The sequence below is a fragment of the Streptomyces sp. NPDC015532 genome (assembly GCF_043078065.1).
In the GTDB taxonomy this organism is placed as follows: Bacteria; Actinomycetota; Actinomycetes; order Streptomycetales; family Streptomycetaceae; genus Streptomyces.
The window spans coordinates 267,510-284,171 of sequence record NZ_JBIBSY010000011.1; the positions used below are offsets into that span (position 1 = coordinate 267,510).

At 72.9% G+C, this 16,662-nt stretch carries 15 protein-coding genes; 9 read left to right on the top strand and 6 right to left on the bottom strand.

What is annotated here, in order from left to right; all coding sequences use genetic code 11:
- Positions 1-12 precede the first annotated feature (12 nt).
- Positions 13-639, bottom strand: a complete 627-nt coding sequence (locus ACF07B_RS29465) for an alpha-ketoglutarate-dependent dioxygenase AlkB (protein ID WP_392181186.1) — start codon at positions 637-639, stop codon at positions 13-15.
- 101 nt (positions 640-740) lie between these two features.
- The gene (locus tag ACF07B_RS29470; protein WP_392181187.1) at positions 741-1,448 is read right to left on the bottom strand and encodes an SDR family NAD(P)-dependent oxidoreductase; all 708 of its coding nucleotides are present in this window, start codon (positions 1,446-1,448) and stop codon (positions 741-743) included.
- A 102-nt stretch (positions 1,449-1,550) separates the two neighbouring features.
- Between ACF07B_RS29470 and ACF07B_RS29475 the strand changes: the two genes are divergently transcribed.
- A complete protein-coding gene (locus tag ACF07B_RS29475; protein WP_392181188.1) occupies positions 1,551-2,390 on the top strand; it encodes a helix-turn-helix transcriptional regulator in 840 nt (279 codons plus the stop codon).
- Between the two features lie 16 nt (positions 2,391-2,406).
- On the opposite strand, the gene ACF07B_RS29480 is transcribed toward ACF07B_RS29475, so the two are convergent.
- A complete protein-coding gene (locus ACF07B_RS29480) occupies positions 2,407-3,288 on the bottom strand; it encodes an aminoglycoside phosphotransferase family protein (protein WP_392181189.1) in 882 nt (293 codons plus the stop codon).
- A 343-nt stretch (positions 3,289-3,631) separates the two neighbouring features.
- Here ACF07B_RS29480 and ACF07B_RS29485 point away from each other — a divergent pair, with 343 nt between their 5' ends.
- The 3 genes from ACF07B_RS29485 (at position 3,632) to ACF07B_RS29495 (ending at position 7,768) form a co-directional block, all read left to right on the top strand.
- The gene (locus ACF07B_RS29485; RefSeq protein ID WP_384240688.1) at positions 3,632-4,687 is read left to right on the top strand and encodes a tetratricopeptide repeat protein; all 1,056 of its coding nucleotides are present in this window, start codon (positions 3,632-3,634) and stop codon (positions 4,685-4,687) included.
- Positions 4,684-5,751, top strand: a complete 1,068-nt coding sequence (locus tag ACF07B_RS29490) for a polyprenyl synthetase family protein (protein ID WP_392181190.1) — start codon at positions 4,684-4,686, stop codon at positions 5,749-5,751. Before ACF07B_RS29485 ends, ACF07B_RS29490 begins: the two co-directional genes overlap by 4 nt.
- A gap of 232 nt (positions 5,752-5,983) precedes the next feature.
- On the top strand, positions 5,984-7,768 hold the full coding sequence (locus ACF07B_RS29495; RefSeq protein ID WP_392181191.1) for a M4 family metallopeptidase: 1,785 nt from the start codon (positions 5,984-5,986) through the stop codon (positions 7,766-7,768).
- A gap of 68 nt (positions 7,769-7,836) precedes the next feature.
- On the opposite strand, the gene ACF07B_RS29500 is transcribed toward ACF07B_RS29495, so the two are convergent.
- Together ACF07B_RS29500 and ACF07B_RS29505 are read right to left on the bottom strand one after the other, a co-directional pair.
- Positions 7,837-8,514, bottom strand: coding sequence for an AIM24 family protein (locus ACF07B_RS29500; protein WP_351871309.1), 678 nt, complete (start codon positions 8,512-8,514; stop codon positions 7,837-7,839).
- Positions 8,515-8,639: 125 nt separating this feature from the next.
- Positions 8,640-9,200 (bottom strand): NAD(P)H-dependent oxidoreductase, encoded by a 561-nt coding sequence (locus ACF07B_RS29505; RefSeq protein WP_362394446.1) that lies wholly within the window; start codon positions 9,198-9,200, stop codon positions 8,640-8,642.
- A gap of 125 nt (positions 9,201-9,325) precedes the next feature.
- Here ACF07B_RS29505 and ACF07B_RS29510 point away from each other — a divergent pair, with 125 nt between their 5' ends.
- Both ACF07B_RS29510 and ACF07B_RS29515 read left to right on the top strand, forming a co-directional pair.
- Positions 9,326-9,988, top strand: coding sequence for a TetR/AcrR family transcriptional regulator (locus tag ACF07B_RS29510; RefSeq protein WP_392181192.1), 663 nt, complete (start codon positions 9,326-9,328; stop codon positions 9,986-9,988).
- Between the two features lie 33 nt (positions 9,989-10,021).
- A complete protein-coding gene (locus tag ACF07B_RS29515; protein WP_392181193.1) occupies positions 10,022-11,158 on the top strand; it encodes a sulfite oxidase in 1,137 nt (378 codons plus the stop codon).
- 145 nt (positions 11,159-11,303) lie between these two features.
- On the opposite strand, the gene ACF07B_RS29520 is transcribed toward ACF07B_RS29515, so the two are convergent.
- On the bottom strand, positions 11,304-12,500 hold the full coding sequence (locus tag ACF07B_RS29520; RefSeq protein WP_392181194.1) for a glycoside hydrolase family 64 protein: 1,197 nt from the start codon (positions 12,498-12,500) through the stop codon (positions 11,304-11,306).
- Between the two features lie 243 nt (positions 12,501-12,743).
- Here ACF07B_RS29520 and ACF07B_RS29525 point away from each other — a divergent pair, with 243 nt between their 5' ends.
- Genes ACF07B_RS29525 through ACF07B_RS29535 form a run of 3 tightly spaced genes read left to right on the top strand, consistent with a single transcriptional unit; the run spans position 12,744 to position 16,644 of the window.
- Complete coding sequence (locus tag ACF07B_RS29525) at positions 12,744-13,430, top strand: FadR/GntR family transcriptional regulator (protein WP_392181195.1); 687 nt, start codon at positions 12,744-12,746, stop codon at positions 13,428-13,430.
- Positions 13,427-14,809, top strand: a complete 1,383-nt coding sequence (locus ACF07B_RS29530; RefSeq protein ID WP_392181196.1) for a hypothetical protein — start codon at positions 13,427-13,429, stop codon at positions 14,807-14,809. Before ACF07B_RS29525 ends, ACF07B_RS29530 begins: the two co-directional genes overlap by 4 nt.
- Positions 14,806-16,644, top strand: coding sequence for a GMC family oxidoreductase N-terminal domain-containing protein (locus ACF07B_RS29535; RefSeq protein WP_392181197.1), 1,839 nt, complete (start codon positions 14,806-14,808; stop codon positions 16,642-16,644). Before ACF07B_RS29530 ends, ACF07B_RS29535 begins: the two co-directional genes overlap by 4 nt.
- Positions 16,645-16,662: the final 18 nt, after the last annotated feature.

Here is a 16,662-nt window from a genome sequence, read left to right on the forward strand (position 1 = left end):
CGGCCGGGCCGGTCAGTTCACCCCGTCCGGGCGGAACTGGACGCTGATCCGGGGTCCTGCGGCCCGTGCCGTCTTGGGGATCGCGTGTTCCCAGGTGCGCTGGCAGGAGCCGCCCATGACGATGAGGTCGCCGTGGCCCAGCGGGCGCCGGACCGTTTCCCCGCCGCCCCGTGGCCGCAGCAGGAGATCGCGCGGGGCGCCCACCGACACGATGGCGACCATCGTGTTCTCGCGGGCGCCCCGGCCGATCCTGTCCCCGTGCCAGGCCACACTGTCGCGCCCGTCCCGGTAGTAGCAGAGCCCGGCCGTGGTGAACGCCTCGCCCAGCTCCTCGGCGTAGTGCGCCGACAGCGTGTCCCGGGCCCGGTCCAGGACCGGGTGCGGCAGCGGATCCCCGGCACGGAAGTAGGCGAGCAGCCGGGGTACGTCCACCACCTGCTCGTACATCTGACGCCGTTCGGCCCGCCAGGAGACCTCGGCGGCGAGGTGGGTGAAGAGCTCGTCGGCTCCGCTCAGCCAGCCCGGCAGCAGGTCGATCCAGGCCCCGTCGCCCAGCGTCGTGCGCCGCAGCCCGTTCAGGGGGCCGAGACGGAGTTCGTCGGTCTGGTCGAAGAGTGAGCCCTGGAGGTGCGTGGCCATGGGGCCAGCGTACCCCCATAATCGAATGTATGTTCCATCGGGCTCCCGGGTGGCCGGGTGCCCGAGCAGCGGGGTGGTGGCCGAGCGGCTGACTGCCGTGGTCACCAGGGGACGGGGCCCGCCGCGTCGAAGAAGCCGCCGGTCGGTCCGTCCGGGCCGATCCGCGCCATGCGCACGATGATCTCGACACCCTCCTCCACGGTCTGGAACCCGGTGTTGCCGTTCAGATCGGTGGCGGTGAAACCCGGCTCCACGGCGTTGACCCGGATCCCGGGGAACGCCTTCGCGTACTGCACGGTGATCGCGTTGACGGCGGTCTTGGACGCCGGATAGGCGACACCGGGGTAGGCGTGGGCCGGGCCGGCGGGGTCGGTGATCCGGGCCAGCGAGGCCAGGCCGCTGCTGAGGTTCACCACTACCGGGGAGGCCGACCGCTGGAGCAGGGGCAGGAAGGCGTGGAGGACCCGGACGACACCGAACACGTTCGTCTCGAACAGTTCGCGCATCATCCCGGCGGTCACCTCCGCCGCCCCGATCACGCTGTTGCCCTCGCCGCGCCCTTCGATGCCGGCGTTGTTGACCAGGATGTCCAGGCCGCCCTCCGCCTCGATGGTCCTGGCCGCGGCGGCGACGGACGCGTCGTCGGTGACATCGACGACGACCGCGCGTGCCCCGAGTTCCGTGGCCGCGCGCCGTCCGCGCTCCGGGTCCCGGCTGCCCACGTAGACGGTGTGGCCCGCCGCGACGAGCCGGCGGGCGGTCTCGAAGCCGAGGCCCTTGTTCGCTCCGGTGATGAGTGTCGTGGTCATGCGTCCAGAGTCCGGCGGTCCGCCGCCCACAGCCAGGAGTCCGGTCTTCCTGGGACCGCCGGTACCAGGCGCGCCGGCCCGGGCGGGTGCACAGTGGGTGGCATGGCGAACACGGAGTTCGGGCGGACGGTGCGGCGCTGGCGTGACCGGGTCACGCCGGAGGCCGTCGGGCTGCCCGGCGGCGGGACCCGGCGCGCGGCCGGACTGCGCCGCGAGGAGCTGGCCCTGCTCGCCGGCATCTCGGTCGACTACGTCACCCGCCTCGAACAGGGGCGGGCGGCCCATCCCTCGGAGCAGGTCGTCGAGGCCCTGGGCCGGGCGCTGCGGCTGTCCGGTGCCGAACGCGAGCACCTTTTCCAGGTGGCCGGACTGGTACCGCCGGGCCGGGGCATGGTGCCGGCCCACATCACCCCGGGTGTCCACCGGCTGCTCGACCGGCTGAGCGGGACGCCCGTGGCGGTGTACGACGCGGCCTGGACCCTGCTGCTGGCCAATCCGCTGTACGCGGCGCTGCTGGGTGATCCGTCCGGGTGGAGCGGCAACGAACGCAACGGTGTGTGGCGCGCCTTCGTCGGCCCCGGCGGCCGGGTGCGGCACACCCCCCGGGAGCGGCGCGCCTTCGAGGCGACGCTCGCCGCCGATCTGCGCGCGACCGCGAGCCGGTACCCGACGGACCGGCGCCTCGGGCAGCTGATCGACGACCTGTGCGCGAACAGTGTGCGGTTCGCGGAGCTGTGGGAGTCCGGAGCGGTCGCCCGTCACGACGCCTCCCGCAAGATCATCGACCATCCCCAGGTCGGAACCGTGACGCTGGACTGCGATGTGCTCAGCGTCGCGGGCAGCGACCTGCGGATCATGGTCTACACGGCCGAGCCCGGCACGGAGGACGCCGAGCGCGTCGCCCTCCTCGGCGTTCTCGGAACGCAGGCCCTCGTCGAGTGATCGCGCGTGACGGCGGCTACGGCACCCGCTGTTCGGCCAGCACTTCACGGATCACGTGCTCGGCGTTGCCCGCGATGACCGGGTTCGTGAGGCGGTAGTAGGGGAGTTGCGCGAGGGCCATGGACAGGGCCCAGCCGCGTCCCCGTGCCCAGCCGGCGTCGTCGGCGCCGGCCGCGTCCCGGAAGGCGGGCCTCGCGGCGGCGGGCAGGAGGTTCCAGGCCGGGATGAAGTCACAGGCCGGATCGCCGGTGCCGAGGGTGCCGAAGTCGAGGACGGCCGCGAGGCGGCCGCGGCGGACCAGGAGGTTCATCGGCATCAGGTCCGAGTGGAGCCATCGGGGCGGTCCCGTCCACGGCGGTGCCGCCAGCGCCTCCTCCCACGCCGCCGTCGCGGCGCCGGTGTCGACGGCGCCGCGCAGCTCGTCGATCGCCGAGCGGGTCTCGGCGTCCACCGCGGCCAGTGGCGTGCTGCGGTAGGCGCCCGGCCCGCCCGGCAGGTCGATCCCGCGCAGGGCGGTGACGAACGCCCCCAGATCGGCGGCGAGTTCCCGTGGGCCGGTCAGGGCGCCGGGCGCCGGGAGGTCGCCGTCGAGCCAGCGCAGCACGGACCAGTGCCACGGGTAGTCCGCGGCGGGGGTGCCGAGGCCGAGGATCTCGGGGACCGGGAACGGGAGCATCGGGGCGAGCCGGGGCAGCCACGTATGTTCCTTGAGCGCGTCGTCGGCGCCGTCCGCGACCCGCGGGAGGCGCACGGCCATGTCGTCGCCGAGACGGTAGAGGGCGTTGACGGTCCCGGACGACTGCACGCTTTTCAGGGGGAGTCGGGCCCACTGGGGGAACTGTTCGGCCAGCAGACGCCGTACGAGCGAACCGCTGATCCGGGTCTCACCCGCGTGCATCGGAGCCGGGGGCAACGGTGGCCTGCTTTCCGTGGGGGAGACGCTGTTGTCGCCATCCTGTGGCCGGTTCGGGCCGCCGTGCAACGTGTTTGGGGCGGCCAGGCAACCTCCCGGACGCGATCGCCGTCTTGATCGGCAACGGGCGCGTGGCGCGCGGTCCTCCCTGAAGCGTCAACTTCGGGGACGGGGACCGGCGCACTATACACCTTGCGTATACATGCCGTGTATACGGGGAGCGCGTAGTGCGGCCGCCGCACGTCACCGCCCTGAAGGAGTCGACAACAGCATCACCACCGGGCCGATCCCGTAGGCGGACGGACGGTGGGCGGACGGAAGGGCACTCATGTACGGCAAAGCCTTCGCCCCGGAATACCAGGGCGCCTTGACCACCCTGTCGGTGAACTCCTCGCTGACCGACGTGCTCGCGGCGGGAACCGAGCAACTGCGCGCCGCCGAACGTACGGGCGCCCGCGCCGAGGCCGCCCGGTCGGGCCTCGCGGTCGCCGAGGCGCACCGCCGGCTCGGGCAGGTGACCGACGCCGACCGGGCGTGGAAGGCGAGTTACCGCACCGCCCGGGAGGCCGGGGACGGCGCCGCGATGGCGTGGGCGCTGTGGAGCGGCGGCACCCTGGCCCGCCAGCGCGGGGCGTTCCCGCTGGCGTGGCGGCTGCTGCGGCTGGCCGCCGAACTCGGCGGACAGGCGGGGGATGTCGTGGTGCGCGGCTACTCGCTGGCCGGGATGGCGGAGACCGGCCGGATCCAGGGCGACTACGCGGCCGTGACGGCGCTGCACGAGCAGTTGCTGGCCGAGGCCCGCAAGCGCGGCGAGGCCCGCCACACGGTGTGGGCTCTGGAGGGCATCGCCCAGATCCACCGCAACACCGGCGCGTACGACACCGCGTACGCGATGTTCGAGGAGGCGGCCGGGATAGCCGCCCGTGCCGAGGACCGGCGCGGCCACGCCTGGGCGCTGCGGGGACTCGCGGACATCGTCTCCGTGCGCGACGGGAAGACGGAGCGCGCGCTGGAACTGCTGAGCGAGGCCGAGGTCTCCTGCCGCGCGATGAAGCTGTCCGGCGCGCTCGCGTACAACCACAAGATGCGCGGCAACGTCCTCTACCGGGCCGGGCGTTACGAGCAGGCCCGTGAGGTGTACGCGGGCGCCCTGGCCGAGTTCGAGGCGATGAGCGAGCCGCGCGGCACGGCCCTGTCCCGTCTCGGGCTGGTCAAGTCCCTCGCCCGCCTCGGCCGCGACCGCGCCGAAACCGGCGCCGAACTCGATGAGTTGGCCCTGACGCTGGAGAGCATCGGGCTGCGGCACGCCCACCGGATGGTCGAACGAGCACGGACAGAGCTCGGGTTGACGACCGGGACCGACGAGACGGAGGCCGCGGGATGACCTCCACTGCCCTCGACCGTTCGACCGCCCCGGCGGCGCACGCGCCGTCGCCCGGCGCCGCGCGGGTGCTGCGCCGGTGCCGTGAACTCGCCGCTCCCGCACTGTCGGAGTCGATCGGCACGCTGCATCCGTGGGTGGCCGAGATGGCCCGGTACGCGCTCGGCCGCTGCGAGGTCGGCGGCGCCCCCGCCGACCACAGCCAGGGCAAAGGGGTGCGCCAGGCGCTGGCAGTCCTCGGGGCGGAAATCGTCTCCGGCCCCGCCGAGGCCGGTGTGCCGGCTGCGGTCGCGGTGGAACTCGTGCACGTCTTCTCGCTGCTCCACGACGACATCATGGACGGCGACGCGCTGCGCCGCGGGCGCCCGGCCGTGTGGAAGGCGTACGGCACCGGTCCCGCCGTCCTCGCGGGCGACGCGCTGTTCGCGCTGGCCGTCGAGACGGTCGCTCTCACTCCCCAAGCCGGTTCCGCCGTACGGCAGTTGACCTCCGCGCTCGGTGACCTGGTCCGTGGCCAGGCCGACGACCTGCTGTTCGCCGACCGGCCCTGGACCGGACCCGGCGCGGTCGGGGTACGGGAGTACGAGGTGATGGCCGAGCGCAAGACCGGCGCGCTGCTCGGCTGCGCGCTGGCCCTCGGAGCCCGGCTGGCCGGAGCGCCCGACCGGACCGTGACCGTGCTGGACCGCGCCGGCCGCCATCTCGGCGTCGCCTTCCAGATCGCCGACGACGTCCTGGGCATCTGGGGTGATCCGTCGGTCACCGGCAAGCCGGTCCACAGTGACCTGCGGCAGGGGAAGAAGACCCTGCCGGTGCTCGCGGCGCTCGGCGGAGCCGGGTACGGCGAACTCGAACAACTCCTCGCGGTCTCGGACGTGTTGGACGAGTCCGGGGTCCGCCGTGCGACGGCCCTCGTCGAGCGCGCCGGGGGCCGCGCGGCGGCCGTGCGCGCGGCGCGCCGCCACCTGGCCGCGGCGGACGCGCTCCTCGCCGGGGCGCCGCTCGCCCAGGAGCCCGCGGCGCGACTCCGTACGGTGCTGTCCGCCCTCGCCGACCGCACCATCTGAGGCCTGCGCGTTCCCGGATCCCCCTCGCCTCTCCGCCCCGCACGCGTGTCCTGTCCGTTCCGGGTCGGGCCGTGCGACATCCGTCACACACGGAGGCTGATCGGCCGGGCCGGGCAACCACCTCGTTCCCCCGCACATCTGTCCGGCCGGGACCCGACAGCCCCCGCGGTGCCCGACGGCGCCGCGCCGTAAGGCGGTTGGTGAACCCGGCCGCTCCGTACAAAGGAACTCAGTGCGTAGACCCCACATACGCCGCGTGGCGATCGCCGTCGCCGTGACGACGGCCGCCACGCTCCCCGGCCCCGCCTTCGCCACCGTGCCGAACGGGCCCGCCCGCGTGGCGACTTCGGCCTCGTCGCCGGTGGACGCCGCCAGGGCGGCGGCGTTCGCGCACGCCTCGGCCACCGGTGTCGCCCAGGGCGACACCCTCCGGGCCAAGGACGTGATGACGGACCCGGACGGAAAGAGCCACGTCCGCTTCGTCCGCACTCACCAGGGCCTTCCGGTCCTCGGCGGCGACATGGTCGTCCACCTCGGCAAGCGGGGCGAGTATCTCGGTGTGACCCGGGCCGCCGACCACCTGGTGAAGCCGTCCACCGTCGAGGCGGAGCTGACGCCCGAGCAGGCGGAGCGCAAGGCCGAGGCCGTGGCGAAGGGCGACGCGGGCACCGCCCGGCTCGTCGTGGACGCCCGCGACGGCGCCGCCTCCCTCGCCTACCAGGTGCTCGTCACGGACAGCGGCACCACCGAGGCCGGAGGGTCGAGCACGGTCGTCGTGGACGCCCGTACCGGCCGGATCCGCAGCAACACCCCGAACACCGACGAGTTCATATCCCCGTCCCTGGCCGCGACGCTGCGCGAGCGGGGCGAGAGCGCGACCCCGCGGACCGGCACGGCCGCCGGAGCCGTCGCCGGGCTGTCCGGTCTCACGAGCGCCGCCGCTCGCCGTTACCCGGCCACCGCCACCGGGAGCGGGTCCTCCCTCTTCGCCGGCAAGGTGGCGCTGACCACCACCCGGACCGCGCGGACCAGCTATGTGCTCAAGGACCCGACCCGGTGGAACACCGAGACCCGGGACGCCAAGGGCCAGGAACTGGAGTCCTTCGCGCGGGGCAAGGCGTTCACCGATGGCGACAACAAGTGGGGCACGGGTACCACCTCGGCCCGCACGAGCGCCGCGGTCGACGCCCAGTACGGCATCGCCCAGACCCTGGACTTCTACAAGAAGACCTTCGGCCGCAAGGGCATCAAGAACAACAGCGCCGGTGCCCGCGGAATGGTCCACTTCGGCAACAAGGTCGGCAACGCCTTCTGGGACTCGGTCTGCGGCTGCATGCTGTACGGCGACGGTGACGGCCGGGTGTTCAAGAAGCCGCTCGTCGTCCTCGACGTCACCGGCCACGAGCTGACCCACGGGGTCGTCGACGCGACCGCCGCCCTCGAACCCACCCGCGTCGACGAGGACGGCAACCAGTACGGGGAGGCGGGCGCCCTGAACGAGTCGCTCGCCGACATCTTCGGCTCGAACGTCGAGTTCTCGGCGAACAATCCGAAGAACCCGCCGAACTACCTGGTGGGGGAGAAGCTGGGCCTCGCCCAGAAGTTCCTGCGGCGCCTCGACCACCCCTCCCTCGACGTGCTCGAAGAGACGATCGACTACTGGTCGCCCGCCGCCTACGACACCGAGGTGCACGCCGGCTCCGGTGTCTCCTCGCACGCGTTCTACCTGCTCGCCGAGGGCAGCGGCCGCAAGACGATCAACGGTGTCGCGTACGACTCGCCGACGTACGACGGTTCCCGGGTGACCGGCATCGGCCGCACCAAGGCCACCGCCGTCTTCTACCGGGCGCTCACCCGGTACATGGTCTCCACGACCGACTTCCACGACGCGCGCAAGGCCACGCTCAAGGCCGCCGCCGACTTGTACGGCGCGAACAGCGCCGCGTACAAGGCGGTGGGCGCGGCCTGGGCCGCCGTCAACGTCACGGCCGCCAACACCCCGGCCGCCGGCCGCTGACGGACCGCTCCGGAAGCCGACACGAGGGGGGCCCGCAGACGGCGGGCCCCCCTCGCCGTTGCCCGGATTCAGTGCTGCTGCGTCTTCTGCGGTGTCGCCTCACTGGGACGTACGACCACGTGGCCCTCGCCCTCCAGTTTGAGCTGCACCGCCTCGCCCGAACCGCCCCGGATCATCGAGCCGATCGACTGCGAGCGGTGCAGCGAGGTGCGCAGATGTGCCGTCCAGCCGACGACCGCGTCGGTGTCGACGAACACCGGCTGCTGCTGGGAGACGGGGATGACGAGCGGGTTGCCCTCGCATATCAGGCCCAGGCTGCCGTGACCGGTGAAGACGCTGTTGAACAGACCGCCGCCGGTGATGCCCGCGCCCTTGACGGTCTTGATCTCGTACGACAGAGAGGCGTCGAAGCACAGGACGTTGCGGCCGTTGACCGTGAACACGTCGCCGGGCTCGATGCCCACGATGAAACAGTTCTGTGCCTCGTGCGCGAACCAGGCCTCGCCCTGCCCGCGGACGGTCATCAGCGGAAGTCCCTCACCCGTGACCGCACGCTTGAGCATGCCGCCCACGCCCTGGCCCTTGCGCTCGAACTGGAGGCTGCCCCGGTAGGCGACCATCGCGCCCTGACGCGCGAACATCTCGCCCTGGACTGCGTACTTGATGGATTTCGCGTTCTGGACGGTCATGCCCGCCGCCACGGCCGGCTGCACCATGTGGTCACTGGAAAAGAGATCGCTCTTCATGCGGGCATCCTGTCGCGGAGGGTGAGGCTCCGCCAGAGCCGTGGCGATCTTGGGGCGAACGGTGACCGAGTCACGACATGCCGAAGGCCGGTCCGGGGCAACCGGACCGGCCCACAGGGGAGTTGTCAGGCGGCCGGTGCCCCGACGTGGCCGTGCAGCCGGTTAAGGACCTCGGAGAGCTGCGCCGCGACCTCGGCGTCGTCGACGGGGTGCGTCTCGGCGAAGCGGACCACGGAGCCGGGGACGGAGAGCTTGACGTCCTCCAGCACGGTGCCGCCGGCGATGCCCACGGCCTTGCGGGCCTCGTCCTGCGCCCAGACGCCGCCGAACTGGCCGTACGCGGTGCCGGCCACGGCGACCGGCTTGCCGGTGAAGGCGCCGGCGCCGTACGGACGGGACAGCCAGTCGATGGCGTTCTTGAGGACCGCAGGGATGGTGCCGTTGTACTCCGGCGAGAAGAGCAGGAACGCGTCGGCCTCACCGGCCGCGGCGCGCAGCCGGGCGGCGGCGGCGGGCACGTCGCCCTCGACGTCGAGGTCCTCGTTGTAGAAGGGGATCTCGGCCAGGCCCTCGAAGAGCTCGACCTCGGCACCCTCCGGGGCGAGCTTGACTGCCGCCTCGGCGAGCTGACGGTTGTGGGAACCGGCGCGCAGGCTGCCCACGAGCGCGAGGATGCGTACGGACATGGATATCTCCCGGGGGGTGGAATCGCTGAAACACTGCCGTAATAAAACGGACCGAGGTCCGCTTAAGGTCTACCACCGAAGCGGACCGCAGTCCAGTTCGCCTCCGCTGCCGTTACGCTGGCTTCATGTCCCATCCACTTCCGCCGTTTCCGAAGCGACCGGAGTCGCCCGACGAGCCCGTCCTCATGCAGCTCGGCGCGCCTGAGGAAGCCCCGCTGCGCGCCGACGCCGCCCGCAACCGCGCGCGCCTGCTGGAGGCCGCCGCGCGGCTGGTCGAGGAGCAGGGAGTGGCCAGGCTCACGATGGAGGGCGTCGCCTGCGCCGCGGCCGTGGGCAAGGGGACCGTCTTCCGGCGCTTCGGCGACCGCACCGGCCTGCTGATGGCGCTGCTCGACCACACCGAGCAGCGCTTCCAGACCGCCTTCATCAGCGGTCCGGCACCGCTCGGACCCGGCGCGCCACCGGTGGAGCGCCTGTACGCCTTCGGATGCCACGCCCTGCGTCAGACCTCCGAGCAGCTCGACCTGTACCTCGCCGCCGAACCCGAGGTCAGCCGCCGCTTCACCTCCGCGCCGTTCCGGGTCCGCTTCATGCACGTGTGCATGCTGCTGCGGCAGACCGGCTCGGGACCGGAGACGGACACGGAGCTCCGCGCCCAGACCCTGATGGGATACCTGGACCCCGCGCTGATCGGCCATCTGACCCGCCAGCGCGGTATGCCGCGGGAACGTCTGGAGGCCGGCTGGCGCGACCTGGTGAACCGCAGCGTCACCCCGCGCCCCGTCTAGCGGCGCCGCCCTGGGCGAGCGGAGAATGGGCGCATGGGTCAACGCCTCGAGGACATGAGCACACCTGCCCGGCTGGCCGGCCCGGACGAGGGCATCAGCGCCCAGGAGCTGGCTCTCGCCGCCCGGAACCACGGACTGCCGCTGGAGGCCCTGCGCTACGACGTCACACCGCCGGGGCTGCACTATGTGCTGACGCACTACGACATTCCGTACGCCGAAGAGGCCTCCTGGCGGCTCGCCCTCGGCGGCCGGGTGCAGCGCCCGCTGCTGCTCGGAGTCGACGAGCTGAAGGCGTATCCCGCGGTGAGGCAGCGGGTGACCATGGAGTGCGCGGGCAACGGACGTGCGCTGCTGACACCCCGGCCGGTCAGCCAGCCGTGGCTGGTGGAGGCGGTCGGCACGGCCGAGTGGACGGGTGTGCCGCTGCGCCTGCTGCTCTCCGAGGCCGGGGTCGAACCGGACGCGGTGGACGTGGTGTTCACCGGAGCCGATCACGGTGTGGAACGCGGGGTCGAGCAGGACTACCAGCGCGCGCTTCCGCTGGACGTGGCGCGCGGCGAAGAGCCCGAGGTCCTGGTGGCCTACGCGATGAACGGAGCCCCGCTGCCACCGCAGCACGGCCATCCCCTGCGGCTCGTGGTGCCGGGCTGGTACGGCATGGCGCATGTGAAGTGGCTCCGGGAGATCACGGTGACGAGCGCGCCGTTCCGCGGATTCCAGCAGGCCGTGGCGTACCGGCTGCGGCAGGACGCCTCCGACGAGGGCGAGCCGGTCACCCGGATCGCCCCACGTGCCCTGCTGGTCCCGCCGGGCTTCCCCGACTTCATGTCGCGCGACAGGGCTGTGCGGCCGGGCGTCGTCACCCTGACGGGACGGGCCTGGTCGGGGCGCGCGCCCGTGACCGGTGTCGAGGTCAGCACGGACGAGGGGCGCTCCTGGCACCCGGCGCGGCTGGACCCGCCGGACGGCCACCGGTGGGCCTGGCGGGGGTGGAGTTTCCCGTGGACGGCGACCCCCGGCCGTCATGTCCTCAGTGCGCGCGCCACCGACGCCGAAGGCCATACCCAGCCGGTCGAGCAGCCGTGGAACCGCGGCGGCTTCGTGAACAACCTGGTCCAGCGGGTCCCCGTGCACTGTCTGGATCCCGGCGACGACGGCCGGGACCGCTGACGGCGGACCCACGCCTACGGCGTCCGGGCGGCGCGGCGCCCCGGGCCAGGCGGCACGAGGACGGGACGGGCGCAGGGACGGGGAGGGGACGGGCACGGTTCCCGTCCCGCCCCCGCCCCGCCCCGCTCCCGCGACGCGGCTTCGGTCAGCTGAACGGGTCCAGCGTGACGAACGCCTGCTGCGGATTGCCGTCGTTGACGAGGGACTCGTGGTTGCCGACGTCGTCGAAGGCGAACGCGTAGGCCTTGCCGTCGGCCATCTGCGCGTGGATGGCGCGGGCGTACTGGTTCGTCACCGCGTCCGCGTAGAAGTTAGCGGCCGAGGTGTCCGGCTGGTTGGGATTGGTCAGCAGCGTGGTGCGGTTGAACCCCGCGCACAGGGTGCGTGAAATGGGCCCGCGCACCAGGTCGTTGGGCGCGTCGAGCCGCTTGTAGCAGCCGAAGACGCTGTCCGAGTCCGGCTTCTGGAAGCTGGTGACGACCGCTCCGGAGCTGTTGGTGAAGTTCATGACGCCACCGGAGACCCGGCCGAAGTACTTGGTGTTCGGCTGGTTGCCGAAGGGCGTCACGGTCAGCGTCGACGAAGCGTACTTCTGCCAGACGCGGTTGATGTAGTCGTCCATGACGGTGGCCGGAAGCGCGCCCGCCTCGATGCCGTGCCCCGGGGCGAGCGCCCGCAGCACCGTGCCGTCGGACCGGGTCTGGATGAGGTTCGCCCACCCGCCCGGCCGACTGCGCAGCGCGCTGAAGAAGCCGTTGTAGCCGCCGGATTTGAGATGCCCGGTGCTCTTCGTGGTCCCGTCGGCGAGCTTGACTCCGACGGCGTACGGGGCGGAGAACATGTCGACCTGGGTGCTGTTGATCCACAGACCGGAGTCGTTGAGCGTGTACTCGGACCAGTTGAAGAGGATGTTGCGGTTCGGGTCGCTCGGATTCTGGACGGCCGGCTGCACGAGACCGCCGGTCGTCACCCGGAAGTCGAGCTTCTGCCCGAAGGAGAAGTAGAGCCGCCCGGAGAACTTGGGGAGCCGGATCGTCTTCGACTGACCATTGGCCGGTCCCGTGATCGACGCGTCGGGCGCGGGTGTCGGCGGGTTGCCGCCCACGGGCCACGCGTGGAAGGTGCCGTTCGCGTCGGCCCAGCCCTGCCGTCCGGTCGAGAGCTCGGTGCCGAGGTCGTAGATGAAGACCTGATCACCGCGGCCGGAGTTGTTGGTGAAGGTGAGGGGGATGGTCGCCGGGACGGCGGCTTCGGCGCGGGAGGGCGCGCCGAAGGTGAGCAGTGTCGCGGTGAGTGTGGCGCAGGCCAACGCCCAGGCGGGCCATCTGATGTGTAGGCGCACTCTCTGCCTCCTTGATGTGGGGGTTCAGCGAGGTGGATGCACGCGGACGCGGCTCGTCCGCTTCCTTTTGAGAGCGCTCTCAGAATCCTGCCGGGCGGCAGGCGTGTCAACGATTCGCGCAGCATTGGTCCGGTCCAACTCGCCCAGGGGTGGGGCGGGTTGAGCGCACGCGAGGGGTTGACCCCAGGTCCGGTCGCTGGTTCAGTGGCTCATCCACTCAGCCACTTGCCCGGAGGGGGAAACGTGGAGGCTCTGCCCCGCGAGACCATCGTGGACGTCCTGGAGGACCGGCTGCGGACGGACATACTCGACGGCCGTCATCCGGCGGGGAGTTACCTTCCCCCCGAGCGGCGGCTGGCCGACGGGTACGGCGTCACGCGCACCACGCTCAAGCACGCCTTCGGGCGGCTCGTGCAGGCCGGACTGCTGGAGACCCGGCACGGAGTGGGCACCCGGGTGCGGGACTACGCCCGGCTCGGCGGAGCCGATCTCCTGCCCATGCTCGTGCGGCACGACGCCGGCTGGGTGCACGAGGTGTTCGAAGTACGGCGCGGGATCGGCGCGTTGATCGCCGAGCGGGCCGCCGAGCGTGGCACCCGTCCCCAACGGGTCGAACTCGGCGCGCTGCTCGCGGCAGTACGGCGGGCCGAGGGCGCCGACGCGGTCCAGCTGGCCGACGTCGAGGTGCACCGCGCGCTGGCCCGCGCCACGGGCAACCGCGTGTACGTCCTGCTCACCAACACCCTCTTCAACGCCTACCTGCCGGTCCGTTCCCTGCTCAAGGGACCCTTCACCGACGCGGAGGCCGCCCACGGAAGACTGGCACCCGTCGTGGACGCCGTCACCGCCGGTGACGCCCGGCGAGCGCGCGAGGCGGCCGGCACCTATCTGCGGGCCACCGAACGCATCATGCTGGACGGCCTCAGGTGAGGGGCACCCGGTTCACGGAGACGATGCTCGGCACCGTCCGCCTCGACGGCGAACCGGGACAGCGGCGTATCCGGCTCGACCTGCGCGCCGCCGCTGACCAGGTCCTGCTCCCGCACCGGACCACCCCGGCCCGTCTGGCCGGCCGGGTACGCATCGCCGGACACACCGACGACCCGTACGCGAAGGGCGAGTTGGAGGTGTCACCGATCGCCCGGCGGCGCATCCGCTACCGGCTCACCTTCACCGCCGACGGGCGCTGCCTCACCCTGGACGGCTGGAAGTCGGTGACACCCCGCCGTCCCGTCACCTCCATGACCGTGCTGCCGTTCACCGTGTACGACGGCCCGGCGCGGGTGGGTGAGGGCGTCCTGCGCTTTCCCCTGGCCACCGGCCTTCTCCCCTTCCTGCTCGGATTCCGCTTCCCGCGCCGCGAGGACCCCGCGGAACACGCGGCCCCGCGATGGAACGGCACCCCGGGCCGCACCGAGGTCTGGTACACCACCCTCACCGACCCGGCGACCGGTACCGGAGTCTGGCTGCACCACGAACTCACCGCACCCGCCGACGGATCCGAGCCGTTCGCCCACGGCTGGGCCGCGGTGTTCCCCCGCGAGGGCGACGTACGGCACGCCCGCTTCGGACCAGTCCCCTGGACCCGGCCCGCCGGCGGATTCACGACCGAGGGCGTCACCTGTGTCGCCGGACAACTCACCGGCAGCGCGGGCGACTTCCACTGGAGTCTCCACGAACAGCGCCAAGGCCCACCGCTGTTCACCTTCCCCCGCTGGTCCTGGCGCCGCCCCGTACTGCCCGCCGCCCAGATGCTGCCGGCCGCCCGAGCCACGTACGAGGGCGAACTCTCGTACGGGGAGACGACCTTGAACCTGCGCGCCGCACCCGGAGCCTCGGCCCGCATCTACGGGCACGGCAATGCGCACCGGTGGACCTGGCTGCACGCGGACCTCGGCGACGGAGACGTCCTGGAGATCGTCGCCGCCGTGTCCACCCGGCCCGTCCTGCGCCGGCTGCCCCCGCTCGTCTTCCTGCGCCTGCGCCAAAACGGCCGCACCTGGCCACGGCGACCGGAACGTTCGGCGGTCGGCGGGCTGGGACTCGGCCGCTTCCGCGCCGCCATCGGCCTGCCCGAGTGGACGGTCACCGGCCGGACGGCCCTGCGCCGCATCCGCGTCGAGGTGCGCCAGCCCCCGGAGAGGACCCTCACCCTCGAATACCGCGACCCGGACGGCGCCCGCGCGGTCTGCCGCAACAGCGAGTCCGCCGACGCCCGTGTCGTCCTGGAACGCTGGTGGGGTCACTGGCGCCCGGAAGCCACCTGGGAACTCGACGGCACCGCCCACGCCGAGTCGGGCGAACGATGACCACCGACGGGCTCGTCGCCGCGCTGCTCGCCGACGAGGGCGGCGCCGGGTGGCCCGCCCGGGTGCCGCACCGCCTCGATTCCGTGCTCGCCGCACTGCCCCTGCCCGCCCGCGCCGGGGTGCACGCAGCCGTCGCCGCCGTGGAGTCGTACACCCTCGCGCGCACCGGCAGACGGCTGGCGGCGCTTCGCCCCGGGGAACGCGAGGACGTACTCCGCTCGCTGGCCCGGCGACCCCGTCTCGCCCCGCTGCTCGACCTCCTCAAGGTTCCCGTCCTGCTGGCCGCGGGCACCGAACGGACGCAGGCCGGGCCCGCCCACGCGCCGGAGGATCCGCCCCTGGACTGCACACCGGCCGAGCAATGGCCCGCCCGTACCACCGCCGACGCGGTCGTCGTCGGCTCCGGCGCGGGCGGCGCCATGGCCGCTCGGACCCTCGCGCGCGCCGGGCTGGCCGTCGTCGTCCTGGAGGAGGGCCGGCACCACCCGACGGCCTCCTTCGGACGCCGGGCACCCCTCGACCGGTTCACCGAGCTGTACCGGGACGGCGGCGCCACGGTCGCCCTCGGCAGGCCGCCGGTCCTGCTGCCGGTCGGCCGCGCCGTCGGCGGCACCACCGTGGTCAACTCCGGCACCTGCTACCGCACACCGGACCACGTGCGCGAACGCTGGCGGAGCGTTTTCGGGTTCGCGCTCGCCGACCGCCTCGGCCCCTTCCTCGACGAGGCCGAGCGCACCCTGCGCGTGGCACCCCAGCCCCTCGACGTCCTCGGCAACAACGGGCTGCTCACCCTCACCGGCGCCGGACGGCTCGGCTGGCGGGCCGCCCCGCTCCGCCGCAACGCCCCCGGCTGCAAGGGCTCCTGCCAGTGTGTCGTGGGCTGCCCCACCGGAGCGAAGCAGAGCGTGCAGCTCTCCGTCCTGCCCGACGCCTGTGCCGCCGGTGCCCGGATCGTCACCGGCGCCCGGGTCCAGCGCATCCTGCTGGACCACGACGTTCCCGGCCCGCCACGGGCCGCCGGAGTCCGGGCGCGCCGCCCCGACGGCCACGAACTGGAGATCCTCAGCCCTCTCGTCGTGACGGCCGCCGGCACCCTCCAGACCCCGCCCCTGCTGCGCCGCTCGGGCCTCGGCGGACATCCCCGCCTGGGCCGCAACCTCAGCGTGCATCCGGCCACCAGCGTCGCCGGACGCTTCGCCGAACCCGTGACGGCCTGGCGGGGCGTGCTCCAGAGCGTCGGGGTGGAGGAACTCCACGCCCAGGGGATCCTCGTCGAGGCGACCGCGAGCCCACCCGGCATGAGCAGCTTCGTCCTGCCCGGCCTCGGCCGGGAACTGCGGCGCGAACTGGAGGGATCGGACCATCTGGCCACGCTCGGCGCCATGATCGCCGACCGTCCCTCGGGGCAGGTCGGTGGCCGGGACCGCACACTCGTCCGCTACGACCTCGACCCCCGCGACGGCGACCGCCTGATGACCGCCGTACGCGCCATGGGCCGCCTGCTCTTCGCCGCCGGGGCCACGGAGGTCCTCACCGGGATCCCCCGGGCGCCCCGCGCCCGCTCACTCGAAGCGCTCGACGACCTGCTCGCCTCGGCCGGGGCCCGGGATCTGCACGTGTCGGCGTTCCACCCGACCGGCACCGTGGCCGCGGGCGACGATCCGCAGCGGGCACCCGCCGATCCCGAGGGCAGACTCCGCGGTGTCCGCGGAGTCCTCGTCGCCGACGGCTCCGTCCTCCCGTCCTGCCCGGAGGTCAACCCGCAGCTGAGCATCATGGCGGCGGCCCTGGCGGTCTCGGACGCGTGGGTCGACGGAGCACGGCACGGGGGCTGAAGGGACGTGTGCCACCCC